Source organism: Telluria mixta (assembly GCF_029223865.1).
GTDB lineage: Bacteria > Pseudomonadota > Gammaproteobacteria > Burkholderiales > Burkholderiaceae_D > Telluria > Telluria mixta.
The window spans coordinates 2,295,298-2,316,006 of sequence record NZ_CP119520.1 but is presented as its reverse complement, the minus strand read 5'-3'; the positions used below and the strand labels follow the sequence as shown (position 1 = coordinate 2,316,006).

The window sequence follows — 20,709 nt, the reverse complement described above, 5'->3', positions numbered from 1 at the left end:
CACAGCGCAAACGAAAAACGGGGCGGTGCCATCGGCAACCGCCCCGGAAAAGGAAGAGACCTAAAAAAGGCTTACTTCAGCAGGCGCGAACGGCTGGCCACGAAGGCGATCAGGCAGGCCAGGCCGCCGATGTAGGCGATGGCGATCTGCATGCCCATGCCCTGGGCGATGGCGCCGATGACCGGCGGACCCATCAGGCTGCCACTGTAGGCCAGGCTGGCCACGCCGGCCAGTGCGGCCGGACCTTGCGCGCCGGCGGCGCTGAACACGAACGGGAACACCAGCGCCATACCCATGCCCGCGACGGCGAAGCCGAACAGGGCGAGGTAGGCATTCGGCGACAGCACGGCGAAGAACAGGCCGGCGGCGCCCAGCATCGAGCCGCTGGTGACGAGCGGACGGGCACCGTAGCGGACCTTGAGCTTGTCGCCGACCAGGCGGGCCAGCAGCATCATCACGGAGAACGACGACAGGGCCAGCGGCGCCAGGCCGTCCGACGCACCGAAATGCTCTTTCAGGAACACACCGCTCCAGTCGGCGATGCTGCCTTCGGCCATCGAGCCGAGGAAGCCGAGCGCGCCCAGGAACAGCAGCGGGCCGCGCGGCAGCGAGAACGATTTTTTCTCGACGACTTCGCCGGCCTCATCGGCATCCAGCGACGCATAGCCATAGTAGAGGGCCAGGGCCAGCGGACCGGCCAGCATCACGAAGTGCGTGAGCGGTGCGATGTGCAGGCCGGCCATCAGGCTGCCCAGGGTCGCACCCGCCAGGCCGCCGGCGCAACCGAGGCCGTGCAGCTTCGACAGCTCCGACTTGCCCGTCTCCTTTTCACGCTTCGTGGCGGCCGAGTTGACGGCGACGTCGAACGTGCTGGCCGTGACGCCCAGGCTCAGGACGGCCATCATCAGCAGCGGCACGGTCGGCGCGCCGCCGATGGCGACCAGCACGGCCAGCAGGGCCATGCCGGAAAACAGCATGGTCTTGCGGGCACCGAGCGAGCTCATCATGCGCGATGAAATAGGGTACGACAGAACGGCACCGAGGCCGCCGCACAGCAGGACCATCGACAACGCCGAGTGCGACACGTGCACGCGTTCGGCCATGGCGGGAATACGGCCGGCCCACGAACCCATGATCACGCCGAACACCGTGAACAGGAGCGGCAGCGCGAACGACTGCGATTGCGCGAGCGGGAGGCTGCGGGAGCGGGCAGCAGTGGTAGCGGGCAGATGGTTTTGCATTTAGTAGATGACTTTTTTTAAAAAATTGTCAGGATCCAAAAGCAAACGCCAACCGATCGGTTGGCGCGTGGAAAGCTGATGGGAGGCAATTCTAAACGCTTTGTGCGAACTTTGCTTTGCCACCCGGAAAAAAGTTTTCACCGTTGCGGGATGTCGACAAACACCGGCAGTTTGTAACCAGATGTGAACTTATAACGAGAAATAAGCGCGGGCGTTGTAAAAAATATAGTGGAGATGAAAACGATTCCAAACTAGAATGGCCGGGCCCAAAAACGGACAGGAATACCATGACGCCTTCCCCCGACATGCCCCGTACCGATTCCCGCCTCGACCTGGTCGACGCCCTGCGCGGCTTTGCCATCGTCTCGATCATGCTGCTGCATAACATCGAGCACTTCGATCTCTATTTTTCGCCGCCGGGCGAGCCCGCCTGGCTGAAAGCGCTGGGACAACACATCTGGGACGCGATGTTCGCCGTGTTCGGCGGCAAGTCGTATGCCATCTTCGCCCTGTTGTTCGGCCTGACGTTCCACCTGCAGGACGATGCCCGGGCCCGGCGCGGGGAGGATTTCCGGCCGCGCTTTGCGTGGCGGATGCTTCTCCTGCTCGGGTTCGGCCTGGTGAATTCCGCGTTCTACGAGGGCGACATCCTCGCGATGTATGCCGTGCTCGGCCTCGTGCTGATCCCGGTCGCGCGCCTGGGCACGTGGACGGTCTTCCTGCTGGCCTGCTTCCTCAGCCTGCAGCCGGTCGCGTGGCTCGATGCGTTCGCGGCGCTGGGCAGCGCGCCGGGCAAGCTGCCCGATCCCGCCTCCTGGGCATACTTCGGCCGCGCCGAGGAATACCTGAAGCACGGTTCGCTGCTCGACGTCTGGATCGGCAACCTCACGAACGGCAAGCAGGCCGTGCTGCTGTGGAGCTGGGAAATGGGCCGCCTCCTGCAGATTCCCGCGCTGTTCATGTTCGGCATGCTGGCCGGCCGCCTCGGGATGTTCGCCATGACCGACAGGAACCGCAGCATCTGGCGCCGCGTCTTCTTCGGGGCGTTGCTGCTGCTCGGTCCGCTGATCTTCATCCATGGCCACCTGGCAGCGTGGATCCCCGCCGAGGCCCTGCGCCGGCCGCTGGATGCCATCGCCAAGCCGCTGCTCAACCTGGACATCATGCTGCTGCTCGTCACGGGCTTCGCGCTGCTGTACCGCCGTCCCGCCGGCGCGCGCGCGCTGGGCTCACTCCGCTGGCTGGGCCGGATGAGCCTGACGAGCTACATGATGCAGTCGATCGTCGGCACGACCCTGTACCACGGCTTCGGCTTCGGCCTGTACGCGGTGACCGGGACCGTCGCGGCACTGTCGATCGGTATCGTGCTGGCCGTGCTGCAAGGCTGCTTCAGCGCCTGGTGGCTCCGCAACCACAAGCAGGGCCCGCTGGAAGCCCTGTGGCACCGCCTGACGTGGATCGGCGCGGCCTCGAGCCACAGCGCTCAACCCGCGACGCGCGTAAACAACCCCTCGTAACGCAGTACGAGGCCGTCGTCGTCGACGTCGAGGTCGGCGGCGAACGGGCGGGACAGGCTTTCGAACCGCACCCGGTCGGGCGCGACGCGCGTGTAAGCCTGCGCAACCGGCTGGACGTCGAGCTTGGGCAGGTCGACGTACGCGACGCGGATTTCCTGGCGCGCTTGCAGCGCGTCGCCGAGGCGCCGGATCGGCAACGTGTTCGTGAACGGACTGCCGGACAGGTCGACGTCCGTGCAGCCCTGCAGCGCCGGCAGCGGGGTGCCATCCGCGTCAAGCCAGTTGCCGGCCCCGTCGGCGCGCAGGCTCACTCTCCCCTTGCCCGCGACATGCACGTCGAGACGGCGCACGCGCCATTGTTCGTCGCAGCACAACAGATAACTGCAGGCAAACAACCGACCGCCGGCCGGGCCGATGAGGACGCCTTCCGCCGTCACGCCGGCGTCCCCGGTGTCCAGTTCGACATGCTCCAGGCCGCCACCCTGCTCCGTTGCCCAGCGATAGCTGCGTTTCATGTCGCCCTCCTTCCATGTTCCGTGCACACCTAATGTAGCACCGGGCGGCCGAGTTGCGCGCCAGCGATACGCCCCTCGCCGTATCATCCTGACAAGGCCTGCCGCAGTGGCGGACCGCTGACAGGGAGACGCCGTGTTCGGTATCGATGCGCGTACGGCCCGCGTGGTATGGACGGCCGCGCTGGTGCTTGCAGGGCTGTATGGCGTCTTTCTCGTGCGCACGACGCTGCTGGTGATGCTGATCGCCGTGCTGTTCAGCTACCTCATCAATCCGTTGTTCGTCCTGGCCCAGCGGGTCGCCGCCGGGCGGGTGCCGCGCACGCTGCTGCTGTGCCTCGTCTATCTCGTCGTGGTCGGGCTCGTCGCGCTGGCCGTCGGGCTGTTCGGCAACACGGTGGCCGCGCAGGCGACGGCACTCGCGCAACAGTTGCCGACCCTGCTCGATCCCGCCACGCTGGAGCGGCGCCTGCCGCTGCCCCACCTGCTCGAACCCCTGCGCGCGCGCCTCGCCGCGTTCCTGCGCGACCTGTTGCAGGGCGGCTCGGCGGAGGCGATGCCGTTCGTGCGCAACCTCGGCTTCGGGTTGATGCACCTGGCCGGCAACCTGATCTACGTCGTCGTCGTCCCGATCCTCAGTTTCCTGATGATCCTGCAGGCGCCCGTCTTCGACGAGCTGCTCGTGGCGATGCGCCACCGCCGCAACGGCGGCTTCTGGACGGACGTGCTGCACGGCCTGAACACGGTGCTGTCGAGCTATGTGCGGGCGCTGGCCCTGCTGTCGCTGGCGACGCTCGTTGCCTACGGTCTCGTGCTGTCGTTGATGGGGGTGCCGTTCGCGCTGCTTCTGGCCGCCGTCGCGGCCGTGCTGGAAGTGATTCCCGTGCTGGGCCCGCTCGTCGCGGCGGCGGCCATCGTGGGCGTCGCCCTGTTCAGCGGCTATGAGCACGTGGGCTGGATCATCGTCTTCATCGGCGGCTACCGCGTCTTCCAGGACTACATGCTGAGCCCCTGGCTGATGAGCGAGGGGGTGGACGTGCCGCCGATCCTCGTCGTGTTCGGCCTGCTCGCCGGCGAGGAACTGGCTGGCGTGTCCGGCATCTTTCTTTCCGTCCCATTCCTGGCCGCGCTGCGGATGTTTGTCGTGCAAATGCGCCTGCATCGAACCAAGATCACCGGCACGTCGACGCCCGGCGATGCAAACGTGTTGTAAACGCCACACGATTCCCGGACGTGCCGCTACGCACAACTGATAGCGCTATCAGTCCATTTTCGACGGTTTCCCTCTGGCGCGGCGGCAACATGCCCATCATTTCATGCAGATTGCATAGTCAGCCTCCCGCACGTTTCGCTCCGCAACATGAATAACGCTTTACAAACCTGCCGCCTTATTGAAGACTTGGCAAAAATGATAGCGCTAACGGTCGCTGTGAATTGACAGAAAGAGAGACAGAATGGCATCACCAAGCGATGTAACCAACCCCTCGGGCGAAGGCCGCCGCTGGGTCATCATGGGCGTCTGCGGCTGCGGCAAGAGCACGATCGCTGCCGCCCTCGCCGCGGCGTTCGACGTTGCCTTCCTCGAGGGCGACGCGTATCACCCGGCGCCCAACGTGGTCAAGATGTCGGCGGGCATCCCGCTGACGGACGACGACCGCGCCGGCTGGCTGCAGGCCCTGGCCAACGAGATCGGCGCCGCGCGCGAACGCGGCACGGGCGTCGTCGTATCGTGCTCGGCGCTCAAGCGGCGCTACCGCGACATGCTGCGCCAAGCCGACCCGAATCTGCGCTTTGCCCACTTGCAAGGTCCGCGCGGCATGATCGCGGCACGCATGCAGACGCGTATCGGCCACTACATGCCGATCACCCTGCTGGACAGCCAGCTGCGCGACCTCGAGCCGCTGCAGCCGGACGAAGCCGGCATCACCCTGGACATTACCCAGCCACCAGAAGACCTGGTGGCCAGCATCATCGCATCGATCAATCAATAAGTAAGTCGTCGCACCGGCCCAGCCGCCCACCATCCGAGGCGGCATGCCGACCACATGAGAATAATGGAGACTACCATGCGTACACCACTGCAACGCACCCTCATCAACCTCGCCGTCGCCAGCGCCTGCGGCATGCTCGGCGCTGCCCATGCGCAGCAGACCGAACCTGCACAACCGCCCGCGCCAGACACGCAAGCGGCCCCGGCCGACCAGACCGCCGGTACCGCCCCCGCCGTCCCGGAAGCGAACGTCGTGCGCATTTCCGGCTCGCGCATCGCGGCCCGCGGCTTCACGCAGCCGACGCCCACGACGAGCCTGTCCAGCGCCGACCTGGAAAAGGCCGCCAAGCCGAACCTGTTCAACACGCTGGCCGAACTGCCGGCGCTGCAAGGCAGCACGGGCCGCACGACGAGCACCAACAGCACGTCGAGCGGCATCCAGGGTCTGAGCTCGCTGAGCCTGCGCGGCCTGGGCACGATCCGGACCCTGACCCTGCTCGACGGCCAGCGCGTCGTCGGCGCCAACGTCACGGGCGTGACGGACGTCAGCCAGTTCCCGCAACTGCTGGTGAAACGCGTGGACGTCGTGACGGGCGGCGCCTCGGCATCGTACGGTTCCGATGCGGTGGGCGGTGTCGTCAACTTCATCACCGACAAGAAATTCACGGGTTTTAAAGCGAACGTCGAGGGCGGCCAGACGAAATACCACGACGACAAGAGCGGCACCCTGCAGGCTGCCTGGGGCAAGGGCTTCATGGACGACCGCCTGCATGCGACCGTCAGCGGCGAGTTCAGCAAGGAAAACGGCATCGATTCGCCGGGCTTCGGCGAAGTGGGCGCGGGTGGCCGCACGTGGTACCGCAACACGGTGTTCCAGCGCCGCCCGCTGTCGCAGACCACCGACGGCAAGCCGGAATACATGGCCATCGACCATGCCCAGCAATACCAGTACGCGAAATACGGCCTGATCACGAACGGCCCGCTGCAGGGCACCGCGTTCGGCGACGGCGGCGTGCCGTACAAGTTCAACTACGGCTCGAACGGCGTGCCAACCGGCACCGGCCAGGTCACGAACTGCGTGAATCCGTTCTGCGTGGGCGGCGACCTCTCGGGCAGCGTGGGCGCGGGCACGAACCTCGCGATGAATTTCAAGCGGCAAGTCGCGTACACGCGCCTGTCGTGGGACCTCGACGCGGATAACGAGATCTATTTCACCGCCAACTATGCGCAGGTGAAATCGCACTTCTCGCCGAACCCGGGCGCGGCCAAGCAGGCCAACCTGACGATCCAGTGCGACAACCCGTTCCTGCCGGCGTCGATCGCGGCGGCCTGCGCGACCAACAACATCAAGAGCTTCCAGTACGGCACGGCGAACGCCATCTTCCCGGCCAACATCAACGTGCACCCGACGCGCACGCAGCGCCGCTTCGTCGTCGGCGCGGACGGCAAGTTCAACCTGTTCGGCAAGGAATGGTCGTACGACGCCTACGCGGAACACGGCGAGAACACGACGAACATCAACGTCCACGACATCACGCTGAACACGCGCTACAACAACGCGATCGACGCCGTGCGCGATGCCAGCGGCAAGATCGTCTGCCGCAACGCCGTCGCCGCCGCGAACGGTTGCGTGCCGCTGAACATCATCGGCAACAACCCGGTCGATCCGGCCGCCTGGGGCTATATCGCGCCGGCCGCCGGCCCGATCCAGCGCACGACGCAAAGCCAGGACGTGGCCAGCGCCAACTTCAACGGCGAGATCTGGGAAGGCTGGGCGGGTCCGCTGTCGATGGCGACGGGTGCCGAATGGCGCCGCGAGAAGTACGACGTGCACGGCGACCCGTACGGCGCCGGCGTCTCGCCCGATTCGATCGGCGGCGCCGCGTACCCCGCCGACCCGACCCTCAACAGCACGGTCGGCAACAACTGGTATGCCGGCAACTATCACAACGGCGTGGGCGCGTACAACGTGCGCGAGGCGTACGTCGAGCTGAACCTGCCCGTGCTGAAGTCGGACACGTGGGGCGAAGCGAACCTGAACCTCGCCGATCGCCAGACCAAGTACAGCACCGCCGGCAGCGTCAGCAGCTGGAAGATCGGCGCCACGTGGAAGACGCCGATCGACGGCCTGCGCTTCCGCGCCGTCAGCTCGAAGGACGTGCGCGCACCGAACCTCTCCGAACTGTTCGCGGCGCCGGTCGTCGTCAACAACCAGGTGCAGTACCAGGGCAACACGGTCAGCGTGCAGCAGCGCACCGTCGGCAACACGAAGCTCCGTCCGGAAATCGCGCGCAACAACTCGTTCGGCATCGTGCTGAGCCAGCCGAGCTGGGCGCCGGGCTTCTCAACGTCGCTCGACTACTACGACATCAAGGTCAACGACGTGATCTCGACCTTGTCGATCCAGCAGGAAGTCGACCTGTGCGTGGCCGGCAACCAGGAGATCTGCCAGGCGATGGTGCTGAACAGCCCGGGCAACAACTACGTCACGGTGCAGAACTTCAATCTCGCTTCGCTGCACCTGAAGGGCTTCGACATCGAGTCGGCGTACCGCACGAACCTCGACAAATTCAGCCTGCCGGGCCGATTCACAGTGCGCGCGCTGGCCACCCGCACGCTGCACTTCATCACGGATTCGGGCGTCGTCGGCACGATCCCGTCGGAAGGCGCTGGGGTCAACCTGGGCAACACGCCGAAGTGGAAGGTGCTCGCCACGCAGACGTGGGATGGGCTACTGAGCGATAAACTCAGCCTGACCCTGACCGAGCGCTGGTTCAGCGACGGCAAGTACAGCAACGAGTACATCGAGTGCCAGACCAGCTGCCCGACGTCGACCCTGATCCACCCGACCATCTACAACAACAAGATGAAGGGCGCGACCTACATCGACTTCGGCGGCAGCTACAACGTGTCGAAGCAGCTGATGGTCTACTTCAAGATCGACAACCTGGCGGACCGCGATCCGGAACCGGCACCGCAGGCCAACCCGAGCTTCGCGATCAATCCTGCCCTGTACGACGTCGTGGGACGCACCTACCGCGCCGGCCTGCGCTACAACTTCTGACCGGAGGCCGGCCATGTGGAACCTGCTGTCAGTACTACTGGCGGTCGGCCTGCTGACGGTGATGATCGCGTGGGGCAAGATTCAGCCGCTCCTCGCGTTCGTCGTCGCAGCCATCGTCGCCGCCTTGATGCTCGGGATGCCTGCCGCGAAGATCCCGGGCGCCATCGAAAAGGGGATCGGTGACCTGCTCGGGTCCCTGGTCGTCGTGATCTGCCTGGGCGCCGTGTTCGGCAAGCTGATCGCCGACAGCGGCGCGGCCCGGCGCATCGCCATCAGCCTTGTCGACCGGCTCGGCATGGCGCGGATTCCGGTGGCGATGACCGTCACCGGCTTCGTCGTCGGCATGCCGCTGTACTACAACGTCGGCTTCGTGCTGATGATCCCCCTGATCTTCTCGCTCGTGTACCAGTCGGGCCGCCCGGCCGTGGCGCTGGGCATGCCGCTGCTGGCGGGCCTGTCGATCGCGCACGGCTTCCTGCCGCCGCACCCGTCCGCGACTGCACTCGTCGTCGCCGTGCACGCGGACATGGGCAAGACGCTGCTGTACGGTCTCGTCGTCGCGATCCCGACCTTGATCATCGCGGGGCCGATCTTCGCCATGTCGCTGAAACACATCCGCGCGGAGCCCGCGCCGATGTTCCGCACCGCGCAGCAGGCGATTCCCGACAGCGAGCTGCCGGGCACCTTCAACAGCTTCGTGACGGCACTGCTGCCCGTCGTGGTGCTGGGCGCCCTCACGCTCGTCACGATGGTCCGTCCGGACCTGTCCAAGCCGCTCGCGTTTCTATCCAGTCCGCTCGTCGTGATGCTGCTGTCGTACGGCGTCGCGGTCGTCACGCTGGGTATCGGCCGCGGCCAGCCGTTCTCGAAAACGACGGACAGCGCCGCGGGCGCGCTGCGCGAGATCTCGCCGATCCTGATGATCATCGCCGGTGCCGGTGGATTGAAACAGGTGCTGATCGATTCCGGCGTCAGCGCGGAACTGGGCACGCAGCTCGCGCACATGCCCGTGCATCCGCTGCTGCTCGGCTGGGCCGTCGCGACGCTGATCCGCGTATGCCTCGGTTCCGCGACGGTGGCCGGCATCACGGCGGCCGGCGTCGTCGGTCCGCTCGTGGAGAGCTCAGGCGTCGACCCGAACCTGATGGTCCTCGCGGTCGGTGCGGGGAGCCTCATGTTCAGTCACGTGAACGATTCCGGCTTCTGGATGTTCAAGGAATACTTCGGCCTGTCGCTGAAGGATACGTTCCGCTCGTGGACGATGATGGAGACCATCGTCGGCGTGTTCGGACTGCTGTTCGTGATGTTGTTGTCGCTGTTCGTCACTCAAGGATAACTATAAATGAAGACTACGCTTTCAACGCTTTTACGCCCGCTTCCGGCCGCATTGACGCTGGCGTTCGTGCTTGCCGCACCAGCATCCGCCGCCTCCGTATCGGCTTTCCAGACCATGCCCGAAGACCCGCACGCCGTCGTCGTGCGCGCGAAGGGCGACGGCAGGACGGACGACACGGCCGCCATCCAGCAGGCCATCGACGCCGCCGCCAACAAGGGCGAAGGCGGCGTCGTGTTCCTGCCGTCGGGCCGCTACCGCATCACGAAGAGCATCCTGATCCCGCTCGCCGTGCGCGTGTACGGCGTGGGCGCGACGCGTCCCGTGTTCGTGCTGGCGCCGAAGACGCCGGGCTTCCAGCAGGGCGTCGCCAACATGGTGATCTTCACCGGCGGCGACCAGTACACGGTGGGCAAGGTGCCGATGCCCGTTGCCGGCGCCGTCGGCGCGGACAAGGACGTGCGCGACGCGAACTCCGCCACCTTCTATTCCGTGCTGTCGAACGTCGACTTCGAGATCGGCGACGGCAACCCGGCCGCCACCGGCGTGCGCATGCACACGGCGCAGCACTCGAACCTGTCGCACATCGATTTCCATATCGGCAGCGGCCTCGCCGGCGTCTACCACGTCGGCAACATCGCGTACGACCTGAAATTCCACGGCGGCCGCTACGGCATCCTGGCCGAAAAAACGTCGCCCGCGTGGCAGTTCACCCTCGTCGACGCGACGTTCGACGGCCAGCGCGACGCCGCCATCCGCGAGCACGAGGCCGGACTCACGCTGGACAACGTCGACATCCGCGACACCCCGGTCGGCATCGACATCGACCGCGGCTACGGCGACTGGCTGTACGCGAAGAACGTCCGCTTCGAGAACGTGGCGAAGGCCGCCGTCGTCATCAGCAACGAGGACAACGTCTACACGCAGATCGCATTCGACCACGCCAGCGCGAAGAACGTGCCGACCTTCGCGAAGTTCCGCGACAGCGGCAAGACCCTCGCGGGCGCCGGCCGCACGTACGAGGTCACGGAACTCAACTACGGCATGAAGCTGGACCAGCTGGGCGCGCCGGGCCGCTTCACGACCAACTACAAGACGGGGCCCATCGGTAAAACTGCACCGCAGCGCGTGCTGAAAGCGCTGCCGCCCACGAAAGAATGGGCCAACGTGCACACATTCGGCGCGAAGGGCGACGGCCGCGCGGACGACACGGCCGCCATCCAGAAAGCCATCGACAGCAACCGCGTCGTGTACCTGCCGCAGGGCTTCTACATGGTCAACGACACGATCCGCATGAAGCCGGACACCGTCATCGTCGGCCTGCACCCGGGCCTGACGCAGCTCGTGCTGCCGAACGGCTCGCCCCTGTTCCAGGGCGTCGACACGCCGAAGGCGCTGCTGGAAAGCGCACGCGGCGGCGCGGGCATCGTGTCCGGCATCGGCCTCGCGACGGGTGAAGTCAACAACCGCGCCGTCGCGCTGCTGTGGCGCGCAGGCGAGCAGTCGCTGGTCGACGACGTGCGCATCCAGGGCGGCCACGGCACGCGCCTGTACGACGGCACCCGCGCCGATCCGTACAAGAAGACGGAGCGATGGGATACGACCCAGTGGTGGGACCGCCAGTACCCGAGCGTCTGGGTGACGGACGGCGGCGGCGGCACGTTCACCGGCATCTGGTCGCCCAGCGGCTATGCGCAGGCGGGCTTCTACGTGACGAACACGAAGACGCCGGGCCGCGTGTACGAACTCTCGGCCGAGCACCACATCCGCAACGAGATCGTGCTGGACGGCGTGGAGAACTGGTCGTTCTATGCGCCGCAGACGGAAGAAGAAGTCCGCGACGGCATGGATTCCGTGTCGCTCGATATCCGGAATTCGAAAAACATCCTGATCGCGAACTACCACGGCTACCGCGTCACCCGCTCCATCAAGCCGGCCGTCACGGCCGTGCGCATCGCGAACTCCAGCGACATCCGCTTCCGCAACGTGCACGTGAACGGCGAGAGCGGCTTCGCCACCTGCGACGAGAACGGCTGCACGACCTATGCGCGTGCGTCCAAGTACCCGTACGAGAACGCGATCACCGACGTCACGCACAACATCCAGGTGCGCGAGCGCGAATTCGCGATCCTCGACTACACGGGCCAGCAGGCGAGCGCCCCGGCGCCGATGGGCAAGGTCGAAAAGGTCGCGGACGGCTTCTATTCCGTCGCCGGCGCCGCCGTGGACTCCCACGGCAAGCTGTACTTCATCGACCGCCACTTCAAGCGCATCCACGCATGGAGCCGCGACCGCGGCCTGGAGATCGTGCGCGACGCCCCGCTCGACCCGATCAACCTTGCCATCGACCGCAGCGGCAATGTGATGGTCGTGTCGCACTACGGCCCGAGCGCGAGCGTCTACGCCTTCAAGCCGGACGTGGCGCCGACGCCGGACGGCTACACGATGATCAAGCCGACGGCCGCCGCATCGCGTGCCGATGCGCGCGTGGCCATCCCCGTCAACTTCTGGCAGAACGGCGAATTCCAGGACCAGATCGATCCGAAGACCTACGAATTCACTACCTTGAGCGAGATGTTCGCCCGCGACGTCGCGAAGCCGAAGGCGCAGGAATACGTGTCGCCGGACGGCAGCCTCGTGCTCCCGGCATGGCGCGTGACGCGCCAGGGTCCGACGGACCACATGGGCTACCGCTGGTCCGACACGCTGGACACCCACGGCTTCACGAGCGCCCGCGTGGGCGAGCGCGTGATCTTCACGAACGGTTCCGAGAACCGCACGTTCAGCGGTCTCGTGGGCCAGGGCGGCGCCATCACGGACCTGAAGCAGGTCGCCGACCGCGGCGGCGAAAGCGCGACCTTGGGCCCGGACGGCAACGTCTACGTCGCCAACGGCCAGGTGTTCATCTACGGCCCGGACGGCAAGGAGCGCGGCCGCATCGACGTGCCGGAGCGTCCGCTGCAACTGCTCTTCGGCGGTGCCGACAAGCGCACCTTGTTCATCCTGACGCACCACAGCCTGTACACGAGCCATGTGGACTAAGCGCCTGATCGTCTCCGGCGTGCTGGCGCTGGGCTGCGCCGGCAGTGCCCTCGCCCAGCAGGCCGTTCAGCTGTGGCCCGACGGCGCGCCCGGTTCCGAAAAGCGCCACGGCGAGCCCGAGAAGCTGACGGACGGTGCGTATGTCAGCAACGTGCACGACCCGTCGCTGACGGTGCTGCGCGCGGATCCGCGGCATGCGAACGGCGCGGCGATCGTCGTCGTGCCGGGTGGCGGGCATCGCATGCTCGTGTTCCAGAACGAGGGCGTCGTGGCGGCCAAGCTGCTGAACCGCATGGGCGTCACGGCCTTCGTATTGAAATACCGGCTGGCGCGCGATCCCGATTCCGCCGGCTACAGCATCGAAGGCGACGGCGCGGCCGACCTGCGGCGCGCCGTGCGCTGGGTGCGCGCGCATGCGGGAGACTATGGCATCGATCCGCAGCGCGTGGGCATCATGGGTTTCTCGGCGGGCGGTGAACTCGTGTCGCTCGTCGCCGACAATCCCGAGCCTGCACAACGCGGAAAAGCCGATGCGCTGGACCGCCAGAGCGCGCGCCCGGACTTCCAGGTGCTCGTGTATCCCGGGCCGCTGGGTTCTCCCGCCAGCACCGTGGACGGGGCGCCGCCCGCGTTCCTCGTCGCCGGCTCGCGCGACACGTGCTGCATGCCGCCGACCATCACGCTGTACCAGCAACTGGTAAAAGCCGGCGTGTCGGCCGAGCTGCACCTGTACGCGGACACGGACCACGCGTTCAACGTGGGCCAGCGCGGCGAACGCATCTCGCTGCAGCACTGGCCGGATCGCCTGGCGGACTGGCTCGCCGACGGCGGCTGGCTCATCCCGCGCAGTATCGGGAGTAATTCGCGCAAGCCGGAAGGCGTACCCGCACCTTGAAAGGATTGTCATGAAACTGATCGTGTCGACGCTGGTCGCGGCCTTGCTGGCCACGCCAGCGGCATGGGCGGCGGACGTCCAGTACAAGCTGCTCGTGCTGGCCATCCCCAACAAGTACCACTACGAATACATCCCGATCGCGCGCGAGAGCCTGGAAAAGCTGGCCAAGCTGCACGCGTTCGAGTTCAACTACACGAACAAGCCCGAGGTGTTCGACGGCGATCTGAAGCAGTACGCGGCCGTCGTCTTCCTCAACACGCCGGGCGAGGAACTGAACCCGGCACAGCGCGCGAAGTTCGAGGCGTACATGCGGGACGGCGGCAATGCCGTCGTCGTGCACCGCGCCGCGATCACGCCGCCGAACGGGTGGGTGTGGTACGAGAAGCTCGTCGGCCGCTCGTTCAAGACGCATCCGATGCTGCAGACGGGCGCCGTCGACGTCGTGGATAAAACGTTCCCCGCGACGTTCGGCATCCCGCCGCGCTGGATGTGGAGCGACGAGTGGTACGAGACGACGAACCCGTACAAGGTCGCCATCCACCCCGTGCTGAACATCGATGAATCCAGCTACGACGTCACGAAGATCTGGCCCGGCCAGGTGTCGACGGGCATGGGCAAGGACCACCCGGTGGCGTGGTACCACACGGTCGAAAAGGGCCGCGTGTTCGTCACGCTGCTGGGCCACAACGGCGACATGTACCGCGACCCGCAATACCTGGCCCACCTGATGGGCGGGATCTGGTGGGCGGCGACGGGCAAGGGGCAGCAACGTTAAGGGCAGATCAAGCGTCGTCCCCGCGAAGGCGGGGACGACGCGCGAGTGCCGATCAGTAGTTGAAACCAGCACGAATGCCATACATGCGCGGCTCGACGTAGGTGGCTTTCATGAAGCCGCCCCACAGCGAATCGCTGCTCGTCTTGGCGCGCTTGTCCGTCACGTTGCGCACGTAGGCTTCCGCGTACCAGTTGCCATCCGGGGAATCGAGGCGTGCCGACGCATCGGCCAGCGCGTAGGCGGCCTGGTAGCGGCCGATGCCGGCCCAGTCCGAGTTGCGCAGGTCGAAATAGGCCTTGTCGCGCCAGTTCACCTTCACGTACGGCGTCAGGCGGTAGCCGCCCGGCAGCTCGAACTCCTGCGAGAAGTTCAGGTAGACCTGGTACTTCGGCGTGTTCGGCAGGTGGTTGCCGTCGATGTCGTACAGGCGGCGGCCCAGCAGGGACTTGTCCGGACCGTTGTAGATGGCCGGGCAAGGCTGGACGCCGAATTCCGCGCGCACGTCGCCGCACTGGTAGTCGTCGCTGTAGTTGTAGAAGCCGTGCACCTTCGTGTCGATGAAGGCGAAGCCGCCGCCCACGCGCGCGCCGCGCCACGGCTTGTAGTCCCACTCCAGTTCCAGGCCCGGGATGCGGGTGTCGCCCACGTTGATCGTGCGCCAGGCTTCGTACACGTCGCACTTGGGCTGGTCGGCCGGGCAAGGCAGCCCGTTGTCCGGGATGATCTGGTTGATGAAGTAGTTACCCGTCAGCTGCATGTCCTTGTAGCGCATGTAGAAGGCGGTGGCCGAGAGGCTCAGGCGGTTGTCCAGGAAGCGGCCCTTCCAGCCCAGTTCATAGTTGGTGACGGTCTCCGGGCCGTACGGCAGGAACGTCGCCTCGCCCGGCTTGCCCGTCGCGGCGCATAGGTGGTAGTTGCAGCTGTCGACCTTGTCCGCGAAGCCGCCCGCCTTGTAGCCCGTCGACACGGAGGCGTACGCCATCTGGCGCGGCGTGATCTGGTACTGCAGGCCGGCGCGCCACGTCGTCTTGCCCCAGGTTTCCTTGTGATCGTTGTTGGTCGCGTTGGCGTAGCCGGCATAGGCGATCGGACCGCCGCCGGCCCAGCCCATCTGCTGCGTCAGGTCGGTGCCGTCGTGGATCGTGAAACCCGGCGTGCCCGGGATGCCGCGGTCGTACAGGCCGCGGTAGTAGGCCGGGTTGCCGATCCAGTTGGCGCCGTACACCTTGCCGCCCTTGTCTTCCTTTGAATCGCGGCTGTAGCGCGCGCCCAGCGTGGCCGTCCACTTCGGTGCGAAGTTCCAGTCGGCCTGGCCGAAGATGGCCTTCGAATCGATCTGGCGGTTCGGCTGCGCGTACACCACGCTGCCCGGATCGCCGAACGGTTTCTGGATCGCTTCCGTCATCTCGTAGTCGATGCGGTTACGCTCGTGCATCCAGAACAGGCCGGTCACGTATTTCAGGGAGCCCAGCTGCTGCTTGAGCTGCAGTTCGTGCACGGTCGACAGGTAGCGCGAATCCGCGGTGCGGTGCCACGTGTCGCGCAGCGGCCAGGTGCCCCAGTTGCCGTCCTTCGTATTTGGGAACGGGGCGATGTCGGCCCAGGACGGCGCGTTCTGCAGGCCCAGGTCGTCGTCCGAGATCTGGCTGCGGCGCTGGTCGGCGACGGCAAAGTTGTAGCTGACGGACGTGCGGTCGTTGACGTTCCAGTCCGCGCCCGCGCGCACCGTGTGGATCTTCATGTCGGTCTGGCCCGGCACGTTGACGTTGATATAGAACTCGTCGTTGGTGCAGGCATAGCGCGTACCGACGCCGGCGCCGCAATCGCGGAAGAACGCATAGCCCGCGCCCGAATCCTGGAAGTGCTCGTACGCGGCATGCAGGGTGAGGTCCTTGTTGACGCGCAGGAGCGCCTGCAGGCGCGCGGCCCATTCGTTCTGGTTCGTGTAGTAGTCGGATGGGCGGACCTGGCGGTTGTAGCGCATGTCGACGTCCGGCACGCCGTTCAGGATCCAGCCTTTCGACGGCACGTTCGCTTCCGACAGGTCCTGGTGCTGGTCGGCGTAGCCGTCGCGGCGCACGCGCATGAAGGAGCCGCGCAGCGCCAGCTTGTCGTTGACGACGACGTTCTGCACCCAGTTGACCTGCTTCTTGTTGTAGTTGCCGAAGTCCGTCTCGACGCGGCCGTAGTTGCCGTTGAAGTCGGGCTTCGCCGTGATGACGTTGACGCTGCCGCCCGTCGAGTTACGGCCGAACAGCGTGCCCTGCGGACCGCGCAGCACCTCGAGCTGGTCGATGTCGAACATCAGCGCCTGCGCGCCCTGCGGCCGCGGCGAGTACAGGCCGTCGACGTGGAAGCCCACGGCCGGGTCGCCCGTCTCGGTGAAGTTGGTCGACGTGATGCCGCGGATCGTGATCTGCACGCCGTTGTCCAGGCCCGAGTCGATGGTGACGTTGGGGATCTCGTTGGCGAGGTCGCGGATGTTGGTGGCGCCCTTGCGGGTCAGCTGGTCCTGCGAGAACGCCGTCACGGCGACGGGCGTCTTGAGCAGCGAGGTGCTGAAGCGGGTGGCGGTCACCGTCACTTCCGGGATCGTGTCGGCGGACTGCGCGGGCTTGGTGTCTGCCTGCGCCCAGGCGGGCATGGCGGCGAGGGTGCAGGCACTGGCGACGGCCACGCTCATGGCCGTCCGTTTGATTGGATGCAGCATCATATCTCCTTGGTTTTTTGAATTCTGCGTGCCGGCGAACCGGTCACGTATCAACGAGTATTTCAACCAGAATTCGTAAAATCAAAGAAATTCGCCGGACACCTTTCAGTTTCTTCGTCTTTACTAAACAAGCAGCTTGTCGCGCACGCTCAAGGCTGCGCGGCGTCCACCGCCACTGCCTGTTCCGGGCCGTTCCAGGCGCGCACGGCGACCTTGAGCCCATCTTGTCCGCCCGCGAATTCGGCGCTGACGGTCCGGCTTTCGCCCGGCATCAGCGCCACGTAGTTGTCCGACCAGTACACGGGCAGCACGCGCGCGCCGGCCGCGTCGAGCAGGGTCAGTTTCGTGTTCAACACGGGCACCCTGGACGGATTGGTCAACGTGACGTCCACCTTGCGCACCGTGCCCTCCGTCCGGGCGGATGCGCGCACGGTCACCGGCACGCCGGCGAGCGTATCGAGACCGCGCTGGCGCTCCGGGCTCGCCGACGGCCAGTACACGTTGTCCGAGAGCGTGCGGCCCGCGCCGTCGGTCAAGGTCAGCTTGACGACCAGCAGGCCTTCGCGCGCCAGCAGCGGCGCGATGCCGAGATCGATCGGTCCCGACGTAGCCACGCCGGGCACGCTGACGGTGGCGGCGCCGCGGCCCGCGAGCCGGCCGTCGACGGTCCAGGCCTCGAAAGCGACGCGCACGTTGTTAAGCGGCGCGGTCGGGTTGTTGATGACGTCGACCGCGTAGCCGGGCAGGTTCAGTTGCACGTGCACGGGTTCGGACGCGTGTTTCGTGCCGTAGTAGGCGGCGTGCGTGTCGTAGTCGTGACTGAGGATCTGCCACATCGTGCTCGGCCAGGCCGGCTGCGTCATCCACAGCATGCGGCCGCTGTTCTCGCGCCACAGTCCCGCATTCATGCCTTCGAAAATCGCGCGGTGCGATTCGTAATTCATCAGCTGCGCCTTGCGCTCGAAGTCAGCGAGCGACGCCGTTGCGCCGTACTGGCGCTCGAGGGCCTTCATGAAGGGTTCCACGCGGCCGTTGCCGCTGGGGTGCCAGTCGTGGTACGCGGCGGTGTCGCCCAGCGGCCAGCGCTCGGACGCCGGCACGGCCGCTTCGAACGCTTCGCGCGTGGGGAACGACGGCGTGCCCACCTCGACGGCGAAGCCTTTACCGTGCGTCGTGAAATACGTCTCGGGAGGCTGATAATCGTACGGGCCGCTGTTCTGCAGGTTCACGCGATTCGAACTGCCCGTGTACCAGCGCGTGCCGTCTTCCGCGTAGATCAGCGCTTCCAGTTTTTCGTTCAGCACCGGCTGCGGCACGCCCTCGTTGCGGCCGAACCAGGCGACGATCGACGGGTGGTTGCGGAAACGCCGGACGACGTCGACGGCGTTCGCCATGAACAGGTCGACGTCCTGCGGCTCGATGTTGTAGTCCTGCGTCGAGGCCCAGAAGTCGTTCAGCACCATCAGCCCGTACTCGTCGGCCAGCTCGAAGAACGTCTCTTCCGTGTTCTGACCGACCCAGTTGCGGATGATGTTCACGTGGGCGTCGCGGTGCAGGCGGAAATAGGGTTCCAGGCGCGCGCGGTCGACGCGCTTCATGAAGTCGTCCATGCCCCAGTTGCCGCCGCGCGCCGCGATGCGCACGCCGTTGACCTTGATGACGAGGTGCGGCGTCAGGCTGCCGGCATCGGCCAGTTCGCGGATCGCGGCCGTGCCCTCCGCTTCCGCACGCAAACCGGTTGCCCACTGGTTGCCCGCGACCTTGCGCAGCGCCTCGTGGCGGGCATCGGTGATGCGCACGCCGAGCGCGTGCGCCCTGGTGAAATCGGCCTCCACGCGGCGCAGGTGACCCGTGCGGTCGACCAGCGACAGCTCGTAGGTCACGCTGCGGATGCCGAACGCGGTGCGTGCATGGTCGGACAGCGCCGCACCCTGCAGCACGTCGACGTCGAGGTCGTGCAGCTCCGGCTTGCCGTAGCCGTTCGGCCACCACAGGCGCGGCTGCTTCACCTTCAGCGCGGCGAAGTCCTTCGAGGCGAAGCGCACGGTATGCGTGCCCGGTGCCACGTCCAGCGTGCGGCTCACGACGATGGGCTGCATCGATCCCGCCCGGTCGCGAATGGTGGCGCGCACGGTCGCGCGCACGGTCTTGTTCGACAGGTTCGTCACCGGCACCTCGATGCCGACGTCGGCCTCGCGATGGTCGTCCGCGAGCGCGGTGATCACGTGCGCATCGCCCACGCGCACGTCGCCCGTGCTGCGCAGGACGACGTCCTGCCACAGGCCCGTGTTGCGGTCGCGGACGGACGGGATCCAGTCCCAGCCCTCGGTGGCGATGAAGGTCGGGCCGTCCTGCGCCTGCACGCCGCCGTTCTCGCCGACGCCGGCCGCGACGGATTCCTCGTGCGCGATGCCGGGATGCGGCGGCGGCGACACCTTGACGGCGATGACGTTCTCGCCTGTCGGATTCAGGTACGGTCCCAGGTCGACGCTGCCGCGCACGAAGGCGCCGCGCGTCGTGCCCGCGCGGCGGCCGTTGACCCAGATCTCGGATGCGTAATTGATGCCCTTGAACGTGACGAACAGGTGGCGGCCGGGACGATGGCCGCGCGGCAGCGTGAAGCTGGTGCGGTACCACCAGTCCTGGCGGCTGAGGCTTTCCGGAATCGCGAGGTTGTCGAGGCCATACGCCGGGCTCGGATAGACGCCGCGGTCGACGAGCGTGGTGAGCACGGTGCCCGGCACCGTGGCCTTGTACCAGCGCGACGCGTCGTAGCCGCCGCTGGCAATCTGTTGCGCGGATCCCGGTGCCTGGTCCGCCGATTGCAGCGTCCACGCTCGGATCGTCCATTCGTTGGCACCGCGCGGTTCCAGCGCCGGCCCGGCGTAGGCCGGCACGGCGACAGGCTTCGAGGGCGGCGTCGCGCTCTGCGGCAGCGTCCACGCGTCCTGCGGCGCGGGCTGGCCGGCCATCTGGCGGGTCTGCAGCGGCCAGTGCGGGCTGCCGGTCTCGAACACGATCATGCCTTCGTTTGGCGGCGTCGCCGCGAGCCGCGCGACGGCCTGCCCATCCAGCGCCTCGTCCGCCAGCGTCAGCCCGGCCACGCGGCCGGCGAACGCGGCATCGGTACCGGTGCGGGGTGCGATCACGATCTGCGCGGCGGCCGCGGTGGCCACGGTGGCGCCCTGCACCTCCTGCCGCGCCACTTCCCTGCCGTTCGCGTACAGGACGACGTGGCGGCCGTCCCGGCTGGCCGCCGCATGGGTCCACGCGCCGGCGGGCAACGGTACGCTGCTCCGCAGAGTCACGCCCGCGCCGCAAAACGCCAGCGTGCCGTCCACGCTGCACAGGTAGCCGATGCCGTCCGCGCCGGCCAGCAGCGCGGTACCGCGCGCGGCCTCCGACGGCTTGAACCAGCCGCCGATGGCGACGCGCTGCGCCGTCAGCGTCACCCCCGCGGGTGCCTTCTTGACCAGGCCATCGGCGGCGGCCGGGAATTCGGCGTTGAACGGTCCCCACGTGGCCGCGTGGGCGGCGGACGCCGCCAGCAGCAGGGCAGCGAGTATCGTGTTCAGGGAACGGGGCGGGCGGGCGACGGGCGTAGGCAGGCCCGAACTGGCGTGGCGCATG

The 20,709-nt window shown here is 66.7% G+C and carries 12 protein-coding genes; 8 read left to right on the top strand and 4 right to left on the bottom strand.

The annotated features are described in order from the left end of the window. Window positions 1-71: 71 nt before the first annotated feature. Window positions 72-1,241, bottom strand: coding sequence for an MFS transporter (locus P0M04_RS10260; RefSeq protein WP_259452616.1), 1,170 nt, complete (start codon window positions 1,239-1,241; stop codon window positions 72-74). A gap of 287 nt (window positions 1,242-1,528) precedes the next feature. On the opposite strand from P0M04_RS10260, the gene P0M04_RS10255 reads away from it, so the two are divergent. Further along, window positions 1,529-2,758 carry a DUF418 domain-containing protein gene (locus tag P0M04_RS10255; RefSeq protein ID WP_259452615.1) on the top strand — a complete coding sequence of 410 codons (1,230 nt, stop codon included), beginning with the start codon at window positions 1,529-1,531 and terminating at the stop codon, window positions 2,756-2,758. Here the strand turns inward: P0M04_RS10255 and P0M04_RS10250 are convergent. Then, on the bottom strand, window positions 2,725-3,273 hold the full coding sequence (locus tag P0M04_RS10250) for a putative glycolipid-binding domain-containing protein (protein ID WP_259452614.1): 549 nt from the start codon (window positions 3,271-3,273) through the stop codon (window positions 2,725-2,727). The two genes, P0M04_RS10255 and P0M04_RS10250, sit on opposite strands and share 34 nt — an antisense overlap. A gap of 133 nt (window positions 3,274-3,406) precedes the next feature. Between P0M04_RS10250 and P0M04_RS10245 the strand changes: the two genes are divergently transcribed. The 7 genes from P0M04_RS10245 to P0M04_RS10215 all read left to right on the top strand — a co-directional run bounded on the left by P0M04_RS10245 (window position 3,407) and on the right by P0M04_RS10215 (window position 14,369). Then, window positions 3,407-4,483, top strand: coding sequence for an AI-2E family transporter (locus P0M04_RS10245; protein ID WP_259452613.1), 1,077 nt, complete (start codon window positions 3,407-3,409; stop codon window positions 4,481-4,483). 241 nt (window positions 4,484-4,724) lie between these two features. Beyond that, the gene (locus tag P0M04_RS10240; RefSeq protein ID WP_259452612.1) at window positions 4,725-5,261 is read left to right on the top strand and encodes a gluconokinase; all 537 of its coding nucleotides are present in this window, start codon (window positions 4,725-4,727) and stop codon (window positions 5,259-5,261) included. Between the two features lie 75 nt (window positions 5,262-5,336). Continuing rightward, window positions 5,337-8,324, top strand: a complete 2,988-nt coding sequence (locus P0M04_RS10235) for a TonB-dependent receptor plug domain-containing protein (RefSeq protein ID WP_259452611.1) — start codon at window positions 5,337-5,339, stop codon at window positions 8,322-8,324. Between the two features lie 13 nt (window positions 8,325-8,337). Then, a complete protein-coding gene (locus tag P0M04_RS10230; RefSeq protein ID WP_259452610.1) occupies window positions 8,338-9,660 on the top strand; it encodes a gluconate:H+ symporter in 1,323 nt (440 codons plus the stop codon). A gap of 6 nt (window positions 9,661-9,666) precedes the next feature. Then, entirely contained in the window at window positions 9,667-12,699 is a 3,033-nt protein-coding gene (locus P0M04_RS10225; protein WP_259452609.1) for a glycosyl hydrolase family 28-related protein, read from the top strand. Further along, the gene (locus P0M04_RS10220) at window positions 12,689-13,594 is read left to right on the top strand and encodes an alpha/beta hydrolase (protein ID WP_259452608.1); all 906 of its coding nucleotides are present in this window, start codon (window positions 12,689-12,691) and stop codon (window positions 13,592-13,594) included. Before P0M04_RS10225 ends, P0M04_RS10220 begins: the two co-directional genes overlap by 11 nt. 10 nt (window positions 13,595-13,604) lie before the next feature. Further along, a complete protein-coding gene (locus P0M04_RS10215; protein ID WP_259452607.1) occupies window positions 13,605-14,369 on the top strand; it encodes a ThuA domain-containing protein in 765 nt (254 codons plus the stop codon). A gap of 52 nt (window positions 14,370-14,421) precedes the next feature. On the opposite strand, the gene P0M04_RS10210 is transcribed toward P0M04_RS10215, so the two are convergent. Continuing rightward, window positions 14,422-17,079, bottom strand: a complete 2,658-nt coding sequence (locus P0M04_RS10210) for a TonB-dependent receptor (protein ID WP_259452606.1) — start codon at window positions 17,077-17,079, stop codon at window positions 14,422-14,424. Window positions 17,080-17,228: 149 nt separating this feature from the next. Next, window positions 17,229-20,708, bottom strand: coding sequence for a glycosyl hydrolase 2 galactose-binding domain-containing protein (locus P0M04_RS10205; protein ID WP_259452605.1), 3,480 nt, complete (start codon window positions 20,706-20,708; stop codon window positions 17,229-17,231). Between the last annotated feature and the right edge of the window lies 1 nt (window position 20,709).